This window comes from Citrobacter sp. Cpo148 (assembly GCF_030332375.1).
Classification (GTDB): domain Bacteria; phylum Pseudomonadota; class Gammaproteobacteria; order Enterobacterales; family Enterobacteriaceae; genus Citrobacter; species Citrobacter portucalensis.
On record NZ_JAOWHY010000050.1, the window covers coordinates 16,486 to 39,138 of the forward strand.

Annotated in this window: 16 protein-coding genes and 1 pseudogene; 11 read left to right on the plus strand and 6 right to left on the minus strand. The window is 53.4% G+C overall.

Features of this window, described 5'->3' with window-relative positions; all coding sequences use genetic code 11:
* Positions 1–2 precede the first annotated feature (2 nt).
* From OGY10_RS21455 to OGY10_RS21465, 3 genes and pseudogenes are all read left to right on the plus strand, one after another.
* Positions 3–1,071, plus strand: a pseudogene (locus tag OGY10_RS21455) (hydrolase).
* A complete protein-coding gene (locus OGY10_RS21460; RefSeq protein WP_003023615.1) occupies positions 1,068–1,286 on the plus strand; it encodes a YheU family protein in 219 nt (72 codons plus the stop codon). The pseudogene OGY10_RS21455 and the gene OGY10_RS21460 overlap by 4 nt, the downstream one beginning before the upstream one ends.
* A gap of 53 nt (positions 1,287–1,339) precedes the next feature.
* Positions 1,340–2,209 carry a phosphoribulokinase gene (locus tag OGY10_RS21465; protein ID WP_003827751.1) on the plus strand — a complete coding sequence of 290 codons (870 nt, stop codon included), beginning with the start codon at positions 1,340–1,342 and terminating at the stop codon, positions 2,207–2,209.
* Positions 2,210–2,302: 93 nt separating this feature from the next.
* On the opposite strand, the gene OGY10_RS21470 is transcribed toward OGY10_RS21465, so the two are convergent.
* The gene (locus tag OGY10_RS21470) at positions 2,303–2,710 is read right to left on the minus strand and encodes an OsmC family protein (RefSeq protein WP_003827750.1); all 408 of its coding nucleotides are present in this window, start codon (positions 2,708–2,710) and stop codon (positions 2,303–2,305) included.
* A 308-nt stretch (positions 2,711–3,018) separates the two neighbouring features.
* Between OGY10_RS21470 and crp the strand changes: the two genes are divergently transcribed.
* The gene (crp, locus tag OGY10_RS21475; RefSeq protein WP_000242758.1) at positions 3,019–3,651 is read left to right on the plus strand and encodes a cAMP-activated global transcriptional regulator CRP; all 633 of its coding nucleotides are present in this window, start codon (positions 3,019–3,021) and stop codon (positions 3,649–3,651) included.
* A gap of 51 nt (positions 3,652–3,702) precedes the next feature.
* Positions 3,703–5,790: a YccS/YhfK family putative transporter gene (locus tag OGY10_RS21480; protein ID WP_008786302.1), complete on the plus strand. Its 2,088-nt coding sequence runs from the start codon at positions 3,703–3,705 to the stop codon at positions 5,788–5,790.
* Positions 5,791–5,880: 90 nt separating this feature from the next.
* Here OGY10_RS21480 and argD read toward each other — a convergent pair whose 3' ends face one another.
* From argD to ppiA, 5 genes are all read right to left on the minus strand, one after another.
* Positions 5,881–7,098 (minus strand): bifunctional acetylornithine/succinyldiaminopimelate transaminase, encoded by a 1,218-nt coding sequence (gene argD / locus OGY10_RS21485; RefSeq protein WP_008786303.1) that lies wholly within the window; start codon positions 7,096–7,098, stop codon positions 5,881–5,883.
* Positions 7,099–7,183: 85 nt separating this feature from the next.
* Positions 7,184–7,747 (minus strand): aminodeoxychorismate synthase component 2, encoded by a 564-nt coding sequence (gene pabA / locus OGY10_RS21490; RefSeq protein ID WP_048227393.1) that lies wholly within the window; start codon positions 7,745–7,747, stop codon positions 7,184–7,186.
* Between the two features lie 31 nt (positions 7,748–7,778).
* Entirely contained in the window at positions 7,779–8,381 is a 603-nt protein-coding gene (locus tag OGY10_RS21495) for a putative adenosine monophosphate-protein transferase Fic (RefSeq protein WP_005121664.1), read from the minus strand.
* Positions 8,371–8,538 carry a FicA/YhfG family antitoxin gene (gene ficA, locus OGY10_RS21500; RefSeq protein WP_003827708.1) on the minus strand — a complete coding sequence of 56 codons (168 nt, stop codon included), beginning with the start codon at positions 8,536–8,538 and terminating at the stop codon, positions 8,371–8,373. Before ficA ends, OGY10_RS21495 begins: the two co-directional genes overlap by 11 nt.
* A gap of 106 nt (positions 8,539–8,644) precedes the next feature.
* Positions 8,645–9,217: a peptidylprolyl isomerase A gene (gene ppiA, locus OGY10_RS21505; protein WP_003023595.1), complete on the minus strand. Its 573-nt coding sequence runs from the start codon at positions 9,215–9,217 to the stop codon at positions 8,645–8,647.
* 264 nt (positions 9,218–9,481) lie between these two features.
* Here ppiA and tsgA point away from each other — a divergent pair, with 264 nt between their 5' ends.
* The 6 genes from tsgA (at position 9,482) to OGY10_RS21535 (ending at position 22,485) form a co-directional block, all read left to right on the plus strand.
* A complete protein-coding gene (gene tsgA, locus OGY10_RS21510) occupies positions 9,482–10,663 on the plus strand; it encodes an MFS transporter TsgA (RefSeq protein WP_032945197.1) in 1,182 nt (393 codons plus the stop codon).
* Between the two features lie 271 nt (positions 10,664–10,934).
* The gene (gene nirB / locus OGY10_RS21515) at positions 10,935–13,478 is read left to right on the plus strand and encodes an NADPH-nitrite reductase large subunit (protein WP_008786307.1); all 2,544 of its coding nucleotides are present in this window, start codon (positions 10,935–10,937) and stop codon (positions 13,476–13,478) included.
* On the plus strand, positions 13,475–13,801 hold the full coding sequence (gene nirD / locus OGY10_RS21520) for a nitrite reductase small subunit NirD (protein ID WP_003023590.1): 327 nt from the start codon (positions 13,475–13,477) through the stop codon (positions 13,799–13,801). The genes nirB and nirD overlap by 4 nt, the downstream gene beginning before the upstream one ends.
* 186 nt (positions 13,802–13,987) lie before the next feature.
* Complete coding sequence (gene nirC, locus OGY10_RS21525; RefSeq protein WP_008786308.1) at positions 13,988–14,797, plus strand: nitrite transporter NirC; 810 nt, start codon at positions 13,988–13,990, stop codon at positions 14,795–14,797.
* A gap of 11 nt (positions 14,798–14,808) precedes the next feature.
* Complete coding sequence (cysG, locus tag OGY10_RS21530; protein WP_100271838.1) at positions 14,809–16,182, plus strand: siroheme synthase CysG; 1,374 nt, start codon at positions 14,809–14,811, stop codon at positions 16,180–16,182.
* A 318-nt stretch (positions 16,183–16,500) separates the two neighbouring features.
* Complete coding sequence (locus tag OGY10_RS21535) at positions 16,501–22,485, plus strand: pectate lyase-fold domain-containing protein (protein WP_191226718.1); 5,985 nt, start codon at positions 16,501–16,503, stop codon at positions 22,483–22,485.
* The last annotated feature ends 168 nt before the right edge of the window (positions 22,486–22,653 follow it).

Here is a 22,653-nt window from a genome sequence, read left to right on the forward strand (position 1 = left end):
CTGTGCGCGGTATAGTTATTCTTTCCGATTATTAATTGCTCCGGTGTTATGGTTGAAATCACGTCCACAGAAATGACCCCACCTACCGACGATTCGCGAGAATTCCGCCCGATGCGCGGTATCAGTAACCGCCATCTGCAGACGATGCTGCCGCGTTTAATTCGCCGCAAGGTGAAGTTCGACGCCCACTGGCAGCGTCTGGAATTGCCCGACGGTGATTTCGTCGATCTGGCGTGGAGTGAAGATCCGCAACAGGCGAAACACAAACCGCGCTTGGTGGTTTTTCACGGTCTGGAAGGCAGTCTGAACAGCCCCTACGCACATGGCCTGATTGAAGCAGCGCAAAAGCGCGGCTGGCTGGGCGTGGTAATGCATTTTCGCGGTTGCAGCGGCGAACCCAATCGTCTGAACCGCATTTATCACTCCGGTGAAACAGAAGATGGCACCTGGTTTTTACACTGGCTGGAGCGTGAGTTCGGTCGCGTACCGACCGCGGCGGTAGGTTATTCACTCGGTGGAAACATGCTGGCTTGCCTGCTGGCAAAAGAAGGCAACGATATTCCGATAGATGCGGCGGTTATCGTTTCTGCACCTTTCGTGCTGGAAGCCTGTAGCTACCATATGGACAAGGGCTTCTCCCGGGTCTACCAGCGCTACCTGCTCAATCTGTTGAAAGCCAATGCCTCACGGAAGCTTGAAGCTTATCCAGGTTCGTTGCCGGTGAGTCTGGCCCAGTTGAAATCTTTGCGCCGCATTCGCGATTTTGACGATCTAATCACCGCCAAAATCCACGGTTTCGCCGATGCTATAGACTATTACCGCCAGTGCAGCGCCATGCCGTTGCTCAATCGGATCGCCAAACCAACGCTGATTATCCATGCGAAAGACGATCCGTTTATGGATCATCATGTGATCCCGAAACCGGAAAATCTGCCCTCACAGGTGGAGTACCAGCTTACTGAACACGGCGGCCACGTCGGATTTATAGGTGGCACGGTGCGCCGTCCTGAGATGTGGCTGGAATCAAGAATCCCGGACTGGCTGACAACGTATCTGGAGGCATCATCATGATTATCCCCTGGCAAGATATCTCCCCGGACGCGCTGGACAATTTGATTGAAAGCTTTGTCTTGCGCGAAGGCACCGATTATGGTGAACATGAACGCTCGCTCGAACAAAAAGTCGCCGACGTCAAACGCCAACTACAATCAGGTGAAGCCGTGCTGGTGTGGTCTGAACTGCATGAAACGGTCAACATTATGCCGAGGAAGCAGATTCACGAGTAATCCGTAGCCGCCGGCCGACTTTACTATAATTACAACCATTTCATGGAGTTGTTATGTCTGCCAAACATCCGGTGATTGCGGTAACAGGATCCAGCGGCGCGGGGACCACCACCACCAGCCTCGCGTTTCGTAAAATTTTCGCGCAGTTAAATCTGCGCGCCGCCGAGGTGGAAGGTGACAGTTTTCATCGCTATACCCGTCCAGAAATGGACATGGCGATTCGCAAAGCGCGCGATGCCGGGCGGCATATCAGCTATTTTGGCCCCGAAGCTAATGACTTCGGCTTGCTGGAACAAACCTTCATCGAATACGGTCAGACGGGCAAAGGCCAGTCGCGAAAATATCTGCACACTTACGATGAGGCCGTACCATGGAACCAGGTTCCGGGGACATTCACGCCCTGGCAGCCGCTGCCTGAACCGACGGATGTACTGTTCTACGAAGGGCTGCACGGCGGTGTTGTCACCCCGCAGCAAAACGTGGCCCGGCATGTCGATCTGCTGGTTGGCGTGGTACCTATCGTAAACCTGGAATGGATCCAGAAGCTGACCCGCGATACCAGCGAGCGTGGACATTCGCGTGAAGCGGTGATGGACTCGGTGGTGCGTTCAATGGACGATTACATCAATTACATCACGCCGCAGTTTTCCCGGACGCATATTAACTTCCAGCGCGTACCGACCGTCGATACCTCCAACCCCTTTGCCGCTAAGAGCATTCCATCACTGGATGAAAGCTTTGTCGTGATTCATTTTCGTAACCTGGAAGGGATCGACTTCCCGTGGTTACTGGCCATGTTGCAGGGATCATTCATTTCCCATATCAATACGTTAGTCGTACCTGGGGGCAAGATGGGTCTGGCGATGGAATTGATTATGCTGCCGCTGGTACAGCGACTGATGGAAGGTAAGAAGATCGAGTGATGTGGTCTTTTGCCGGATGGCGGCTGATGCCTTATCCGGCCTACGCGTTTATATCCTGTAGGCCTGATAAGTGAAACGCCATCAGGCATGACATCACGCAGCAGCAACCACTTCATAGGAATGGGTAATATTCACTGCCTTTTCCAGCATCAACGCCACGGAGCAGTATTTTTCCGCTGAAAGATCGACGGCGCGGGAGACAGACGCATCTTTGAGATCGTTACCCGTTACGATGAAATGCAGGTTGATGTGGGTAAACAGGCGCGGCGCTTCATCACGACGCTCTGAAGTCAGCTTCACTTCGCAGTTGGTCACATCCTGACGACCCTTTTGCAGGATCGATACCACATCAATTGCGCTACAACCGCCAGCAGCCATTAATACCATTTCCATCGGGCTCGGCGCTTTATCACCGGAGTTACCGTCCATCAAAATTTGGTGGCCAGAGGCGGACTCACCGAGGAAGGTTAACCCCTCAACCCACTTTACACGCGCTTGCATATTTCGTAACTCCAATGTTTCAATTTTCCTGACAGATTACGCGCACATAACAATTCTCGCAACGGAAGGCGACCTGCGTCATGCTGAAGCGAGACACCAGGAGACACACGGCGAAAGCTATGCTAAAACAGACGGGATGCTACAGTAATACATTGACGTACTGCATGTATGCAGAGGACATCACATTACAGGCTGCAGTATATTTTTGACAGCCCCTTTCCCAGGTAGCGGGAAGCATATTTTTGCAAACCCAGAGGCAGCGTCGTTTTCTGGCTCTGGAGACAGCTTATAACAGAGGATAACCGCGCATGGTGCTTGGCAAACCGCAAACAGACCCGACTCTCGAATGGTTCTTGTCTCATTGCCATATTCATAAGTACCCATCGAAGAGCACGCTGATTCACCAGGGTGAAAAAGCGGAAACGTTGTATTACATCGTTAAAGGCTCCGTGGCAGTGCTGATCAAAGATGAAGAAGGGAAAGAAATGATCCTTTCTTATCTGAATCAGGGCGATTTTATTGGTGAATTAGGCCTCTTCGAAGAAGGTCAGGAACGTAGCGCCTGGGTACGTGCCAAAACCGCATGTGAAGTCGCTGAAATTTCCTACAAAAAATTTCGCCAATTAATCCAGGTCAACCCGGATATTCTGATGCGCCTGTCTTCTCAGATGGCTCGTCGTCTGCAGGTCACGTCTGAAAAAGTGGGCAACCTTGCCTTCCTCGACGTAACCGGTCGTATTGCGCAGACTCTGCTGAATCTGGCGAAACAGCCTGATGCGATGACCCACCCGGACGGCATGCAGATTAAAATCACCCGTCAGGAAATCGGCCAGATCGTTGGCTGCTCCCGTGAGACCGTCGGTCGTATTCTGAAGATGCTGGAAGATCAGAACCTGATCTCCGCACACGGTAAGACCATCGTCGTCTACGGCACGCGTTAACCCCATCGAAGTGGCGCGTTACCCAGTAATGCGCCACTTTTGTTTACTCCGATGTGGCGAAGACTGATATACCACCCAGAGATCAACTACGCACTACGACAAACGCTGGTGCTATGTTTACCTGTGGCTGTTGGTCTGATCATCGGTCAGCTTCATTTGGGGCTTCTCTTTTCTCTCGTCCCTGCCTGCTGCAACATTGCCGGTCTTGATACCCCGCACAAGCGCTTTTTCAAACGCTTAGTCATTGGCGCATCGCTGTTTGCCGGGTGCAGTTTGATCATGCAGCTACTGCTTGCGCAAACTATACCGCTACCATTGATCCTCACCGGCCTGACGCTGATTCTTGGCGTAACCGCCGAGCTAAGCCCTTTGCATGCTCGATTACTGCCAGCCTCGCTTATCGCGGCGATTTTCACGCTCAGCCTGGCCGGGAATATGCCCGTCTGGGAGCCACTGCTGATCTACGCGCTGGGCACGTTATGGTACGGCCTGTTCAACTGGTTCTGGTTCTGGATGTGGCGCGAGCAACCGCTCCGTGAATCGCTCAGCTTGCTGTACCGTGAATTAGCCGATTACTGTGAAGCCAAGTACAGCATGCTGACCCAGCATGCCGACCCAGAAAAAGCGCTGCCTCCCCTGCTGGTTCGCCAACAAAAGGCGGTGGATCTGATTACTCAGTGCTATCAGCAAATGCATATGCTGTCGGCACATCACAACAACGAATACAAACGCCTGCTGCGTGCCTTTCAGGAGGCGCTGGATTTACAGGAGCATATTTCCGTTAGCCTCCACCAGCCAGAAGAAGTGCAAAAACTGGTTGAGCGTAGCCACGCGGAGCAGGTAATTCGCTGGAACGCGCGAACCGTCGCCGAACGCCTTCGGGTACTGGCCGATGATATTTTGTATCACCGCTTGCCGACCCGTTTCTCGATGGAAAAGCAGATTGGCACGCTGGAGAAAATCGCCAGGCAGCATCCGGACAATCCGGTGGGGCAATTTTGCTACTGGCACTTCAGCCGTATTGCCCGCGTGCTACGGACCCAGCGCCCGCTGTATGCCCGCGACTTAATGGCTGACAAGCAGCGTCGGTTGCCGCTGATCCCTGCCCTGAAAAACTACCTGTCGTTGAAATCCCCAGCGCTGCGCAATGCCGGACGCATCAGCGTTATGTTGAGTATCGCCAGCCTGATGGGCAGCGCCTTACACCTGCCAAAGCCTTACTGGATTTTGATGACAGTCCTGTTTGTTACGCAAAATGGCTACGGGGCGACCCGGGTGCGCATCTTACACCGTTCCGTAGGTACGCTCGTTGGACTGGTTATTGCTGGCGTCACGTTGCACTTTCATATTCCCGAAGGTTTCACGCTGGCGGCCATGCTGCTGATCACCCTGGTGAGCTATCTGATCATCCGTAAAAACTACGGCTGGGCTACCGTCGGTTTTACGGTAACGGCGGTATACACCCTGCAACTGCTGACGCTGAACGGGGAAGAGTTTATCGTGCCGCGGTTTGTCGATACGGTCATTGGCTGCTTAATCGCCTTTGGCGGCACGCTCTGGCTGTGGCCACAGTGGCAGAGCGGTCTGCTGCGTAAAAACGCCCACGATGCGTTAGAAGCCGACCAGGAGGCCATTCGTCTGATCCTCAGCAACGATCCACAGGCCACGCCGCTGGCGTATCAGCGCATGCGCGTCAACCAGACACAAAACACGCTGTTCAACTCGCTGAACCAGGCAATGCAGGAGCCAGGATTTAACTCGCACTACCTTGCAGACATGAAACTGTGGGTCACACACAGCCAGTTCATCGTTGAACACATCAACGCGATGACGACGCTGGCAAGGGAACATACGATGCTGACGCCGGATTTGGCGCAGCGGTATCTGGAGTCCTGTGAAATTGCACTCCAGCGCTGTCAACAGCGGCTGGAATATGATGGGCCGGGAAGCTCGGGAGATGTGAATATTCTCGAAGCGCCAGAGATGCTGTCCCATGGTCCGTTAAGCACCCTTGAGCAGCATCTGCAGCGGGTTCTTGGGCATCTGAACACCATGCATACCATTTCGTCGGTAGCATGGCGTCAGCGACCGCACCACGGGATCTGGCTGAGCCGCCGACTACGGGACATGAAGGGTTAAGAGATTTGCCGGATGCGCTACGCTTATCCGGCCTACGAATCACACCTTACCCTGTAGGCCGGATAAGGCGTTTGCGCCGCTATCCGGCAATCAGCCCACCACCTTCGCTACCGCCTGCGCGAAGCGCTGCATCCCTTCATCGATATCCGCCTGCTCTACTACCAGCGACGGCGCGAAACGCATCACGTCCGGCCCGGCGTTCAGCACCATCACCCCTTCGTGTGCGGCGGCATAGAGGAAATCGCGCGCCCGGCCTTTAAACTGCGGCTTCAGCTCGGCGCCAATCAGCAGCCCCATCCCGCGAATATCGCTGAAAATGTCGAACTGTTGATCAATCTTGTGCAAATGCTGGACAAACGCCTGACGCCGGGCCTGAATGCCTCCCAGCACGTCCGGCGTGTTGATGATATCAAACGCTGCCCCCGCTACCGCGCAGGCCAGCGGGTTACCGCCGTAGGTGGAGCCGTGCGAACCCACGTGGAACGCGGAGGCAATCTCCTGAGTGGTCAACACCGCACTTACCGGGAAGCCTCCACCGAGCGCCTTCGCGCTGGTGAGGATATCCGGCGTCACGCCGTAGTGCATATAGGCAAACAAATCGCCGGTACGCCCCATCCCGCTCTGCACTTCATCAAATACCAACAGCGCCTGGTGCTGGTCACAAAGTTCACGCAAACCTTGCAGGAATTCCGGCGTTGCCGCAGTGACGCCGCCCTCTCCCTGAATAGGCTCAACCACCACCGCGCAGGTGTGATCGTCCATCACCGCTTTGACCGCATGCAGATCGTTAAACGGGACATGGATGATATCCGCCGGTTTTGGCCCAAAGCCGTCGGAGTATTTCGGCTGCCCACCAACGGATACGGTAAACAGCGAACGGCCGTGAAACGCATTATGGAAGGCAATGATTTTGGTTTTGAACGGGCTATGACGCACGCAGGCATAGTGGCGCGCCAGCTTAAAGGCGGTTTCGTTGGCTTCAGTACCGGAGTTCATGAACAGCACGCGCTCGGCAAAGGTCGCATCAATGATTTTACGGCCTAAGCGCAACGCCGGTTCGTTGGTAAAAACGTTGCTGGTATGCCACAGGGTTTCACCCTGGGTTTTTAACGCCTCAACCAATGCCGGATGGCAATGCCCTAACGCGGTCACTGCAATGCCGCCCGCGAAATCAACATACTCTTTGCCCTGTTGATCCCACACTCGACTCCCTTTTCCTTTTACCGGGATAAACTCAGCCGGTGCATAAATCGGCAGAATCACTTCATCGAATGTCGCGCGCGTAATTGCAGTTTGTTCAGTTGCCATGTCATTACCACCCTGTTAAGCAGAAACGCCAGTGAAATTATAATCACAAAATATGAATAAAAAATCACTGAATAGCAACTACAAATCAGCGATTGAGAAAATTAGCCAGCAGCTGATGCCCCTGTTCGCTGAGAATACTCTCCGGGTGAAACTGTACCCCTTCCATATCCCACTCGCGGTGACGAATGCCCATAATCTCCTGTGTTTCACTCCAGGCCGTCACCTCAAAGCACTCGGGAAGCGTCTCAGGGGCAACCACCAGAGAGTGGTAGCGCGTCACCGTTAATGGGTTAGCAAGTCCCTGAAAAACACCCTGCCCGTTATGGGTAATCGGCGAGGTTTTACCGTGCATCACTTTAGCCGCCCGAACTACGCTCGCGCCAAAGGCCTGCGCCATCGCCTGGTGACCAAGACAAACACCCAACAAGGGAAGCTTACCGGCGAAATGACGAATAACATCCAGTGAGATACCGGCGTCATCCGGCGTGCATGGCCCAGGGGAAATCACGATTTTTTGCGGGTTCAGCGCGTCGATTTGCGCCAGCGTCAGCTCGTCGTTGCGCCGGACAAGGACATCAGCGCCCAGTTCGCAGAAGTATTGGTACAGGTTCCAGGTAAAAGAATCATAGTTATCAATAAGCAGGATCATGGCGGCTCCGGTACATAAGAACCGCGCTATTCTACTCAGTTTCCGGGGCTTCGCTTACCACTTTACGAAATATCGCCCGCAGTGCAGACAGGTCACCCATCGCCCCGCTCTGATTAGCCTGATTCCACTCCTCAACCGGAATGCCATCCCAGCTCAGCATATACCCGGCATGAATCGCTAACTGTTCGAAGAAAATACGCTGCGCCAGGCCACTGCCAATGCGAAACGGATGCAGCACATTGATTTCGCAATAATAGTGCGCAAGACGATCGACAAACTTGTCTTCCGGTAATCCCACCAGCCAGGACTCATCTTCCAGGTCCTGCATCAGCGCATTGCCCTCTTTCTCGATATAGGCGAAGTGGCAAAAGCGAGTATCGCCCTGGTAAATATCGACTTCACGCAGGTGTCCCGCCCAGTCAAAAATATCCCGATAAAGCTGGCGATGAATGGCGCACAGGTGCGGTAAGCCCCGTTTAAGCGGCCCCAATTCGATAGTCGCCGCACGCAGCGCTGTCAGTTCATAAGCCGCCTGCGCTAAACGCTGCGCCTGATGAATCCCCAGACGGTTACGCATGACATTCAGGCCCGGATATAAATACGGGTCGCGACCATCACCGAATTTATCGCTCATAGTGCCTCCTCAGCTCTTCAAGACGCGCCAGGGCGTCTTCAGCACTCAGAGTAACCCGTGGAATATCTACGCCTTCCAGCCGTCGGCTGGCCTGGAAATTGGCGTTTCGCCGTTGTTCCCACAGCCTGGACTTTTGTTTATCGGTGAGTTTTTTCACGTGACCTCCCTGAATGAGCCGACACTTGCCACAAGTATAAGCAGCAATTTCGGGTTACGCAGAGAGAGGGGTGAACGCGGGCAAGAACTACCCGCGCAAGATACGATTACGGCAGGACTTTAGCAGAAAGGATAACAATCGGTTTTGACGGGACATTCTGGTATGGACCGACATCATGGGTCTGTACCTGAGAGATCTTATCCGCGACATCCATACCTTTCACAACTTTACCGAAAACAGCGTAGCCAAAGTCGCGCTGGCCGTGATCGAGGAAAGCGTTATCTGCAATGTTGATAAAGAACTGGCTGGTCGCGCTGTCTTTATCCGCTGTACGCGCCATAGCAATCGTGCCGCGAGTGTTACGCAGTCCGTTATCGGCTTCATTCTTGATTGGCGGGTTAGGTTTCTTCTGCTGCATCTGCTCGGTAAAACCGCCGCCCTGCACCATGAAGCCTGGGATCACACGGTGGAACGTGGTGTTGTTATAGAAACCACTGTTGACATAATCGACAAAGTTTTGCACTGAAACCGGGGCTTTCTGACTGTTCAGCTCCAGCTCAATGTTACCAGCAGAGGTTGTCAGCAGAACATGTGGATCACCTTTTGCTGCCAGTGCTGCGGGGGAGAGAGCAGAAAGAGCGAGAACAGCTGCAACAGCCGCCAGAGTCGATTTGAGCATGAGAATTCCTTAACAAGAGCAGAAATGAAGCAAGTGAATTGATTCTAAAGAGCCTTCAAGGACAAGGCCATCCCTTTACTTAATTTTACGTACCTGAAACAAATGTAACCTCATGGCTGCAAGTATAAATGTGATCAAGATCACATTGAAAAATGTAACGCACCAAGTTATTACCGATAAATATTTAAATGCGTCACTAAAGCGCCTAAAATCTGCCCGCTCACGGCGCAGTCAATGCGCCTTACACTTCTATACAGGCCAGTCATGACTAACAGCAATCGCATCAAGCTCACATGGATTAGCTTTCTCTCCTACGCCCTGACAGGTGCGTTGGTAATTGTCACCGGGATGGTGATGGGAAACATCGCAGATTACTTCCATTTGCCCGTTTCTAGCATGAGTAACACCTTCACCTTCCTGAATGCCGGCATTCTGATCTCTATCTTTCTGAATGCATGGTTAATGGAAATCGTGCCACTGAAAACCCAGTTGCGCTTCGGCTTTATCCTGATGGTACTGGCCGTTGCCGGACTGATGTTCAGCCATAGCCTGGCCTTGTTCTCCGCCGCCATGTTTGTTTTGGGCCTGGTGAGCGGTATTACCATGTCGATTGGTACGTTCCTGGTAACTCAAATGTACGAAGGTCGCCAGCGCGGTTCCCGCCTGCTGTTTACTGACTCCTTCTTCAGCATGGCCGGCATGATTTTCCCGATGGTTGCCGCGTTCCTGTTAGCGCGCAGCATCGAATGGTATTGGGTCTATGCCTGCATCGGCCTCGTATACGTCGCCATTTTCCTGCTGACCTTCGGTTGTGAATTCCCGGCACTGGGTAAACACGCTCAGCAGTCAGACGCGCCGGTAGTAAAAGAAAAATGGGGGATTGGCGTGCTGTTTCTGGCGATCGCTGCACTGTGCTACATCCTTGGTCAGCTGGGTTTTATCTCCTGGGTCCCGGAGTACGCCAAAAGCCTGGGCATGAGCCTGAACGATGCGGGTAAACTGGTCAGCGACTTCTGGATGTCTTACATGGTTGGCATGTGGGCATTTAGCTTTATTCTGCGTTTCTTCGATTTGCAGCGCATCCTGACCGTACTGGCGGGTCTGGCTACCGTCCTGATGTATCTGTTTATCACCGGTACGCCAGAGCATATGCCGTGGTTTATTATGACGCTGGGCTTCTTCTCCAGTGCGATTTATACCACCATCATTACCCTTGGCTCCCAGCAGACGAAGGTCGCCTCACCCAAACTGGTTAACTTCGTTCTGACCTGCGGCACCATCGGCACTATGCTCACTTTCGTCGTCACCGGCCCTATCGTGGCACACAGCGGCCCGCAGGCGGCATTGCAAACAGCTAACGGCTTGTATGCGGTTGTATTCGTGATGTGCTTTATTCTTGGGTTTGTCACGCGCCATCGCCAGCATAACGCCCCAGCAACGCATTAATCTCACTGCCGGATGGTATCCACATCATCCGGCACATTCTCGCCCTCCTCTTCTTTCACTGGTCATGTAGGCCAATTCTTACAAAAACCCCTTAATTTGTACGCTATTTATACAAACACGAAAACTCAAATAATTCCGTCACTTATAAAAATGCTGACAAATCAGTTATATACCTCTTAAGGAGTATATAAGGGCGAATTTGATTTGCATCAATAAGCGCGGTTGCTGAATCGTTAAGGTAGGCAGTAATAGAAAAGAAATCGAGGCAAAAATGAGCAAAGTCAGACTCGCTATTATCGGTAATGGTATGGTCGGCCATCGCTTTATTGAGGATCTTCTTGATAAATCCGACGCTGCCAATTTTGATATTACCGTCTTCTGTGAAGAACCCCGCAAAGCGTACGACCGCGTACACCTGTCTTCCTACTTCTCCCACCACACCGCCGAAGAGCTTTCTCTGGTGCGTGAAGGATTCTACGAGAAGCACGGCGTTAAGGTGTTAGTGGGCGAGCGCGCAATTACCATTAACCGCCAGGAGAAGGTAATCCACTCCAGCGCAGGTCGTACGGTTTACTACGATAAGCTGATCATGGCGACGGGCTCTTACCCGTGGATCCCACCGATTAAAGGTTCGGAAACCCAGGACTGCTTCGTTTACCGCACCATCGAAGACCTCAACGCGATTGAGTCTTGCGCGCGCCGCAGCAAACGCGGTGCTGTTGTCGGCGGTGGTCTACTGGGCCTGGAAGCCGCCGGTGCGCTGAAAAGCCTCGGCGTTGAAACCCACGTGATTGAATTCGCCCCAATGCTGATGGCTGAACAGCTGGATCATATGGGTGGCGAGCAGTTACGTCGCAAAATTGAAAGCATGGGCGTGCGTGTGCACACCAGCAAAAACACCAAAGAGATCGTTCAGGAAGGCACCGAAGCGCGCAAAACCATGCGTTTTGCCGACGGTAGCGAACTGGAAGTCGATTTCATCGTCTTCTCTACCGGTATTCGTCCACGCGACAAACTGGCCACCCAGTGCGGTCTGGACGTCGCGCCACGCGGCGGGATCGTCATTAACGACACTTGCCAGACATCTGATCCGGACATCTATGCCATCGGCGAATGCGCCAGCTGGAACAACCGCGTGTATGGTCTGGTCGCTCCAGGCTATAAAATGGCGCAGGTTGCCGTTGACCATATTCTCGAAACTGAAAACGCCTTTGAAGGCGCGGACCTGAGCGCCAAGCTGAAGCTGCTCGGCGTTGACGTCGGCGGTATTGGCGACGCGCATGCGCGCACGCCGGGCGCACGTAGCTACGTCTATCTCGACGAAAGCAAAGAAGTCTACAAACGCCTGATCGTTAGCGAAGATAACAAAACCCTGCTCGGCGCGGTTCTGGTGGGCGACACCAGCGATTACGGCAATCTGCTGCAACTGGTGCTGAACGCCATCGAACTGCCGGAAAACCCGGATTCACTGATTCTGCCAGCACACGCGGGCAGCGGTAAGCCGTCTATCGGTGTCGATAAACTGCCGGACAGCGCGCAGATTTGCTCCTGTTTTGACGTCACCAAAGGCATGCTGGTTGCCGCTATCAACAAGGGCTGCCATACCGTTGCGGCGCTGAAAGCAGAAACCAAAGCCGGGACCGGCTGCGGCGGGTGTATCCCGCTGGTAACGCAGGTCCTGAACGCCGAACTGGCGAAACAGGGTATCGAAGTTAACAACAACCTGTGTGAACACTTCCCGTACTCACGTCAGGAACTGTTCCATCTCATCCGCGTAGAAGGCATCAAAACCTTCGAAGAGCTGCTGGCAAAACACGGGAAAGGTTACGGCTGCGAAGTGTGTAAACCTACCGTAGGTTCCCTGCTGGCTTCCTGCTGGAATGAGTACATCCTCAAACCGCAGCACACGCCGTTGCAGGACACCAACGACAACTTCCTGGCGAACATCCAGAAAGACGGTACTTATTCCGTGATCCCGCGCTCTGCGGGTGGCGAAATTACCCCTGAAGGCCTGGTAGCTGTGGGCCGTATCGCGCGTGAATTTAACCTGTACACCAAAATTACCGGTTCTCAGCGTATCGGCTTGTTCGGCGCGCAGAAAGATGACCTGCCGGAAATCTGGCGTCAGCTGATTGAAGCCGGTTTTGAAACCGGTCACGCGTATGCCAAAGCGCTGCGTATGGCGAAAACCTGCGTAGGCAGCACCTGGTGCCGTTACGGCGTCGGCGATAGCGTGGGCTTCGGCGTGGAGCTGGAAAATCGCTACAAAGGCATTCGTACCCCGCACAAAATGAAATTCGGCGTCTCCGGCTGTACCCGTGAATGTGCGGAAGCTCAGGGTAAAGACGTGGGTATCATCGCCACTGAGAAAGGCTGGAACCTGTACGTTTGCGGTAACGGCGGGATGAAACCTCGTCATGCAGACCTGCTGGCAGCGGATATCGATCGCGAAACGCTGCTCAAGTACCTTGACCGTTTCATGATGTTCTACATCCGTACTGCCGACAAACTGACCCGTACCGCACCGTGGTTAGACAATCTGGAAGGCGGTATTGAGTATCTGAAGTCCGTCATCATCGACGACAAGTTGGGTCTGAACCAGCATCTTGAAGAAGAGATGGCCCGTCTGCGTGAAGCTGTGGTGTGTGAGTGGACAGAAACCGTTAACACCCCATCCGCGCAGGTTCGCTTCAAACACTTTATCAACAGCGAAAAACGCGATCCGAATGTCCAGGTTGTGCCTGAACGTGAACAACATCGTCCGGCCACGCCTTATGAGCGTATCCCGGTGACTCTGGTGGAGGAAAACGCATGAGCCAGTGGAAAAACATCTGCAAAATCGATGACATTCTGCCTGCAACAGGCGTCTGCGCCCTGTTAGGTAACGAGCAGGTTGCGATTTTCCGCCCGTATCACAGCGACCAGGTGTTTGCGATCAGCAACATCGACCCGTTCTTTGAGTCCAGCGTGCTTTCTCGTGGGCTGATTGCTGAACATCAGGGCGAATTGTGGGTTGCTAGCCCGCTGAAAAAACAGCGTTTTCGCTTAAGCGACGGTCTGTGCATGGAAGACGAACAGTTCTCCGTGAAACATTACGAAGCGCGAGTGAAAGACGGCACGGTGCAACTGCGCGGTTAATTAATTTTGGGAGGCGCAACGCCTCCCCTTTTTTGACGTATTTGTAGGTCTTTTAATGGTAGGCCTGATAAGCGTAGCGCCATCAGGCAATTGCACAGGCACATTGCCGGATGGCGGCATAAATGCCTTGTCCGGCCTACGGTTACGATTTCTTTTTATTGTTTGTACTTCAAGGATAATCAACACATGTTCACAGACACTATTAATAAGTGTGCGGCTAACGCTGCACGCATCGCACGCCTGTCGGCTAATAACCCGCTCGGATTCTGGATCAGTTCGGCAATGGCGGGAGCCTATGTGGGCCTCGGCATCATTCTTATTTTCACCCTCGGTAATCTACTCGACCCGTCCGTTCGTCCTCTGGTGATGGGTGCAACCTTTGGTATCGCCTTAACGCTGGTCATTATTGCCGGTTCGGAACTGTTTACCGGTCACACCATGTTTCTGACACTCGGCGTCAAAGCAGGCACCATCAGCCACGGTCAGATGTGGGCTATCCTGCCAAAAACCTGGCTGGGTAACCTGGTCGGTTCCGTGTTTGTCGCCCTGCTTTACAGCTGGGGTGGCGGTAGCCTGCTGCCGGTCGATACCAGCATCGTCCATTCGGTTGCTCTGGCGAAAACGACCGCGCCTGCGATGGTTTTGTTCTTTAAAGGCGCACTGTGTAACTGGTTGGTTTGTCTGGCAATCTGGATGGCAATCCGTACCGAAGGCGCGGCAAAATTCCTCGCTATCTGGTGGTGTCTGCTGGCGTTTATCGCTTCCGGCTACGAGCACTCCGTTGCCAACATGACGCTGTTTGCCCTCTCCTGGTTCGGCCACCACAGCGAAGCCTATACTCTGTCAGGAATTGGTCATAACCTGCTGTGGGTGACACTCGGTAATACTTTGTCCGGTGTCGTATTCATGGGATTGGGTTATTGGTATGCTACGCCAAAATCGGAGCGTCCGGCTCCGGCAAAAATCAATCAGCCAGAGGCTGCTGCCAATAATTAAGGGGTAATGTCGTGGATCATTTGCCTATATTTTGTCAACTACGTGACCGCGACTGCTTGATCGTCGGCGGTGGTGATGTCGCAGAACGCAAAGCGCGGTTACTGCTGGAAGCGGGCGCCCGTTTAACGGTTAATGCGCTGGCGTTTATTCCGCAGTTCAAAGTATGGGCAGATGAAAACATGCTGACGCTGGTTGAGGGGCCGTTCGATGAGTCCCTGCTCGACACCTGCTGGTTGGCTATTGCCGCCACCGATGACGATGCCGTCAACCAAAGCGTCAGCACCGCCGCAGAATCACGTCGTATCTTCTGCAACGTGGTCGATGCGCCAAAAGCAGCCAGTTTTATCATGCCCTCCATTATCGACCGCTCACCGCTGATGGTGGCGGTCTCCTCCGGCGGGACATCGCCAGTGCTTGCCCGTCTGCTGCGTGAAAGGCTTGAATCCGTACTGCCTCAGCATCTGGGCCAGGTCGCGCAGTATGCTGGCAAGTTGCGTTCCCGAGTGAAGCAACAGTTTGCCAGCATGGGTGAACGTCGCCGCTTCTGGGAAAAATTGTTCGTGAATGACCGCCTGGCGCAGTCGTTGGCGAACAATGACCTGAAAGCCGTCGAGGAAACCACTGAGCAAATGCTCAGCGAACCGCTGGATCACCGTGGTGAAGTGGTGCTGGTTGGCGCCGGTCCTGGCGATGCCGGCCTGCTGACGCTGAAAGGGCTACAGCAGATCCAGCAAGCGGATGTCGTGGTCTATGACCGTCTGGTTTCCGACGATATCATGAACCTTGTACGCCGCGATGCAGACCGAGTGTTCGTCGGTAAACGTGCGGGCTATCACTGCGTACCGCAGGAAGAGATCAACCAGATCCTGCTGCGTGAAGCACAACATGGCAAGCGCGTGGTACGACTGAAAGGTGGCGACCCGTTCATCTTTGGCCGCGGTGGCGAAGAGCTGGAAACGCTGTGCCATGCCGGTATCCCATTCTCTGTAGTGCCGGGTATTACCGCAGCCTCCGGTTGTTCTGCCTATTCCGGCATTCCACTGACCCATCGTGATTACGCTCAGAGCGTGCGTCTGGTTACCGGACACCTGAAAACCGGCGGTGAGCTGGACTGGGAAAACCTGGCAGCAGAGAAACAAACGCTGGTGTTCTACATGGGGCTGAACCAGGCGGCCACGATTCAGGAAAAATTGATCGAATTTGGCATGCAGCCCGATATGCCCGTCGCCCTGGTAGAAAACGGTACCTCCGTGAAACAGCGTGTCGTCAATGGCGAGCTGACTCAGCTAGGAGAGTTGGCGCAACAGGTTGAAAGCCCAGCGTTAATTATTGTTGGTCGTGTGGTAGGCCTTCGCGATAAGCTGAACTGGTTCTCAAACCATTAATTGAATGCTAATAAATGCCCTGACTCTCAGGGCATTTATTTTCTCGTTTATTATTCATGATTTATTCTCAAACCTGAATTAAGAAAGACTAAACTCATTCACCAACAAAATGAATCTGCGCTCTAATTTATAAAAACGCGTAAAAAAACCTATTTATATCCGTACAACCCATAAATTTAATTCATATCCTAAATAATACATGACCATTGAGTAATTTGACGAAGCACGGTCATTCAGTGGCAAAATAATAAATTACCTCGAAATAAATTTATGCCTTCAATGGCATATTTTGTGCGTATTTATTTAAGGATGTCGATTATGCAAAGGAAAAAACTCATTGCTGTGGGTATTGCTCTTGCGTTGCAAACTTACTATCTCCCGGCGATAGCCGCAGATAGTAGCGACGATGACAATGATTGCCCTACTGATATATCCGTATTATCAAAAGCCGAACGTGACAAACTCTCCGCACGCTGCCTGGCAGATTATACAGAACAAGACAATCACTGGGGATGGGTCGCGGGTGGTGTCGCTGCGCTAACAGCTGGTGTAGCGATAGGTATCGATAACAATGGCGGCGGCCATTCCCACCATAATGATACTCCGGCAACCCCATCAGATAATGGCGATGTAACGCCCACGCCTCCTGACGACGATAGCGGCGATGTAACGCCCACACCTCCCGACGACGATGGCGGCGATGTAACACCCACGCCTCCCGATGACGATGGCGGCGATGTAACGCCCACGCCTCCCGACGACGATGGCGGCGATGTAACCCCCACGCCTCCCGATGACGATGGCGGCGATGTAACCCCCACGCCTCCCGATGACGATGGCGGCGATGTAACACCTACACCACCTGATGATACCTCTGTTATTACCTTCAGTAACGGCGTCACCATCGATAAAGGCCTGAACACACTGACATTTGACGGCATCAAGCTGGATAGCGGCACGGACCTCGGCGGCGCCGTATGGAATTACGTCGAACAGGATGATCGGTGGCAGATCGCATTACAAGACGGTAAAACGCTGCTGGTTTCCGACTGGAAAGTGACCGACGATAATGCCGCCGTCATTGAAGGTACGGTACAAGGAAGCGGCCTGTACTGGAAATATGACAACCAGGGATACCTGATCGTTGCCGATGACCAGACAACCGTCGTCGCTGGCGATGACGCTTCAAATACTGCCGATCGCGGGGTTGATACCCGTGGTGAAGGTAAAACTGGCGTCATCATCTCCGGCGATCGGACAAACAACGCGTTAAGCGGTGATTCCTCCGTCAGCGATGGTGCGGTCGGCATCGTCATTACCGGTGACAACACCACCAATACGATTTCAGGACAAAGCACCGTCGACGGCGCAACCGGCGCGCTGATTTCAGGTAACGGCACCACCACCCGCATTTCCGGTGGCATTGACGTTACAGGTGGCGGCACCGGCATGGTGATCGATGGCAACGAAACCACGGTGGCGAATACCGGCACCTCTAACATCAGCGGTCAAGGTTCAACCGGCTCCATCGTCAATGGCGACAACTCGCACGTTATCAACGATGGTGAACTCTATGTGGCCGACGGCGCTACCGGGGCAAAGATTACCGGTGATGATGTCCTCATCGACAATAAAGGCGATACCACCGCCAGCGGCGCAGGTTCTACCGGGCTATATATTGACGGCGACAACGCAACCATTAACAGCGAAGGGAAGCAGGATATTTCCGGCGGCGCAACGGGCATCCTGATTAACGGCAACAGCGCCACCTTCGATAATATCGGCACCACCGATGTCAGCGGCGCAGGCTCTATCGGTATCAGCATCACCGGCGACAAAACGCGCATTACTAACGATGGCGAACTAAACGTTACCGACGGCGCGACCGGAGCCAAAATGACCGGTGATGGTGCGGTGATTGATAACACCGGCGACTCAACGGTATCCGGCGCGGGGTCTACCGGACTGTACATTGCAGGTAATAAGGCGCTGGTTATTGGCGAAGGAGATCAAACCATTGCGCAGGGCGCAACGGGTACCGTCATTGCGGGCGATAATTCCCGAATCGCGAATACGGGTGATATCACCGTGGATGGCGCGGGCTCTATCGCTGCAGTCATTGATGGAAATGATAATAGCCTGACTCAGGCAGGTGACATGCTAGTCACCAACGGCGCGACGGGTATCGTCACTGACGGGGCGGGTAACGAAATCAAAAACACCGGCAACGCGACCGTGCGCGATGCAAACTCCGTGGGTTTTGTGATCGATGGTGAAAGAAATGTCTTTAATAATAAAGGAAATATCGACGTCAGCCTGAATGGTACTGGCGCAGAAATGAGTGGCGATTCGTCACAGGCAACGCTGGATGGTGATATCAATGTGACCGCTGTCGAGGACAGCAACGGCCTATACCGTGGTGCACAGGGCCTCGATATGGCGGGTGATAACAATACGCTGAATATTACCGGCAACGTCACAATCAGCGGTGACTATGACGCAGATAGCCAGATGGCCAGCAACAGCGATACCCTCCAGGGAATCACCGTCAGCGGCACGAACAATCAGGTGGATCTAACCGGCTCGCTTAACATCAATGTTAGCGATGTGAGCACGGTAAGTGGACAGTGGCTGGATACATACGGCCTCACGGTCAAAGGTGATGGCAATACCGTCAATCTGATGGGCGGTATTGATATCAACTACGCCGAAAATGGCGATGGCGAAGTATCGTCTGTTACAGGCATAAATATAGACGGAGCTAGCAGTGTCACATTAAGCGGTGAGTCCACATTGAATATCACCACCCTCCCCGGCGGCTCAGTGACACTGGCCAATGTACAAAACGGCGGCAGCTTAACGTTAGACCAAAACTCTGTAATTAAAATCACAGAAACAGTTTTGCCCAGTGAGCATTACACCTACAACGCAATACTAACCGCAAAAGGCCAGGGTTCATCGATCGATAATCAGGGAGCCATCGTTGATGACGGCGCTGTCGCCCTATTATTCGCCCGCAGCGGCGCACAGGCAAAAAACAGTGGCGATATTAGCGCCTATGCCACAAGCGGTCATGACAACCGTAATGCAATCACTGCGGCTACCGATCAAGGATCGATAGTTAGCAACGCAGCGGGAGGATCAATCACGCTGGTATCGTCACTAACCCCAGGCAGCGATGGAGGAATAGGAACCTTCCCGCTGATTTGGTACAGCAATACGCTGTACGCCATGCTGGCGGAAAACTACGGCGAAGTGAGCAACGAGGCAGGCGCCACAATAAATCTCCAGGGGGCGGGGGTCTATGGCGTATCCGCCAGTAAAGGGACGGCCCTCAATGCCGGAGATATTTACCTGGACGGCTTCGTCCCGACGCTGAACGACGATAATACCGTCGCCAGCAAAAGCTACTGGTCACCATCACAACTCTATCTGACCAGCTCGGCAATGGTGGCAGGCACCACCGACGGTGGTTATGGCGATGCAACCGCCACCAATACAGGCACCATTACCGTCAATAATGCGGGCTTCGGTATGATGGCACTTAACGGCGGCACAGCCATTAACCAGGGCACTATTAACCTGACCGCCGATGCAGGCGTCACCAAAACCGATGATAACCAACTGGTGGGCATGGCGGCGCTGAATGGTGGCATCGTGATTAACGACACCACAGGCACCATCAATATTGATGCCAATTACGGCAAGCCTTTCCTGACTGATAGCAAAAGTACCGTGGTTAACTACGGTACAGTCTGTTATGACAGCAACTGCCAGGGCAGCGACGACTACAACCCAACCGACAGCAACGTTTCCCTTACTTTTGCTGATGGCGATGTCATTACCGCCGCAGGTGAAACGCTTACCGGCGAAACCATCATTACCAATCCGATCGCAACGGAAACCGTACACATTAGCAACGCGGGCACCGTCAGCGGCGGCAAGGTCATCGTTAAAAATTACGGCGATTTAACCAATGCCGACACCGGCAGCATCAGCAGCGTCAGTATTGCAACAGGCGGCACCTATACCAACGAAGGTACAACAGCGGCGGTCTCCGTTGACGGCGGTGTCTTCAACAATACAGGCACCGTGACCGGGAAAACCGGCACCACCGTCGGCGGTTCCATTATCAACAACAGCGGGTCCATGAACACGGTTGAGCAATGGTCCAGCACCATGAACAATACCGGCATCGTGACGGACTGGACCGGCGCATCGGGTGGTGCGGTACTGAACAACAACGCTGGCGGCGAAGTCGATAAACTCAAATTTACCGCTGCCGCAACCGTCAATAACGCGGGTGTCATTAATAACGGCACCGTCGATAAAAACGGTACGCTCAATAATCTTGAAGGCGGCGTGATGACGCTGGCAGATAACGCCCTGTGGTCCGGCGCCTTCAATAACTGGGGGACAGTGAACAGCGATGCCGATATCGCCACCAGCGGGAGCGGGCACACGCTGTACAACGGCAGCACTGGCGTCATTAACGGGCAGGTCACTACCTCGAAAAATAATGGCGGCAGTAAAGCCATTAACGACGGCACCATCAACATTGATAAAACTAACAATGTGGCGATGTCCGCGCACGGCAGCGCGAAGATGGTCAATAATGGCACTATCAATGTAGGTACAGTAGGCACCACGCAAACCGGCATGGTCGGGATGCAACTGGAATCAGATGCCAAATCCGATGCGGTGATCGAAAATAACGGCACCATCAATATTTACGCCAGCAACTCCTACGCCTTCAGCCAGTTGGGCAGTAACGGCCATATCGTCAACAACGGCACGGTCTACATTGATGACAACGTGACTGGCTCCGACTTTATCAAGCAGGATGGTAAAACCATTGAAGGCAGCGGCGAAAACGGTGATGGTACGGAAGTGCATTATGTTGACTTCACGGCCCCCACGGAACCTGCTATTACCGATGGCACGACAACCGTTACCACCAGCGACAGTGCAGATTCATCGGCCACCAACAACCTGTCGGGCTACGTGGTCGGCACCAGCGCTGATGGCAGCGCCGGTAAGTTGATGGTCAGCAATGCCAGCATGAACGGCGTGGAGATTAACACCGGTTTTACCGCAGGTACTGCCGACACCACCGTCAGCTTTGACAACGTGGTCGAGGGCAGCAACCTGTCCGACGCAGGTGCCATTCAGTCCACCTCCGTGGTATGGAACGCACAGGGCAGTACCGATGCCAGCGGCAACGTTGACGTCACCATGACCAAAAACGCCTATGCCGATGTGGCGACCGATGGTTCTGTCAGTGACGTGGCGCAGGCGCTCGACGCCGGTTACACCAACAACGAGCTGTACACCAGCCTCAACGTTGGCTCCACCGCTGAACTGAACAACGCGCTTAAGCAGGTGAGCGGCAGTCAGGCTATCACCGCGTTCCGTGAAGCCCGCGTGCTAAGCAACCGCTTTACCATGCTGGCCGATGCCGCGCCGCAAATTAAAGATGGCCTGGCGTTCAACGTCGTAGCGAAAGGCGACCCGCGCGCTGAGTTGGGCAACGATACCCAGTACGACATGCTGGCATTACGTCAGTCGTTGGATCTCACCGCCAGCCAGAATCTGACGCTGGAGTACGGTATCGCGCGCCTGGACGGTGACGGTTCGAAGACCGCGGGCGACAACGGCCTGACCGGCGGCTACAGCCAGTTCTTTGGTCTGAAGCACAGCATGGCGTTTAATGAAGGTCTGGCGTGGAAGAACAGCCTGCGTTATGACGTACACAACCTCGACAGCAGCCGTTCTGTTTCTTATGGCGACACCAATAAGGTGGCGGATTCCAACGCACGTCAGCAGTATCTTGAGTTCCGCAGCGAAGGGGCGAAAACCTTCACCATGCTCAACGATACGTTGAAAGTCACGCCGTACGCCGGGGTGAAATTCCGTCATACGCTGGAAGGCAGCTATAAAGAGCGTAGTGCGGGGGACTTTAACCTTTCGATGAACGCTGGCAGCGAAACCGCTGTGGATTCCATTGTCGGAATGAAGTTCGACTATACCGGTGAAAATGGCTGGAGCGCCAGCGCCACGCTGGAAGGCGGTCCGAACCTGAGCTACAGCAAAAGCCAGCGTACTGCGTCACTGCAAGGTGCCGCAGGCCAGTCCTTTAGCGTAGACGACGACCAAAAAGGCGGAGGCATCAACGGCCTGGCGACGGTCGGTGTGAAATACAGCGCCAAAGACGCCAGCCTGAATCTGGACGCTTACCAGTGGAAAGAGGACAACATCAGCGATAAAGGCTTTATGTTGAATTTCAGAAAAACATTTCGCTAATTAATTAAACCCGCAGCCTGGTATTATTTATTAATACCAGGCTTTTTATTTAAATTCAATTCACTAATCGTATGTTTTATATATAAAGCGACATGTCCTTTTCTGGACTACTTAAAGTTTATGTTAGTTGATATCTTATCCGGCGAAAAATGGACTTCATCCATTTAG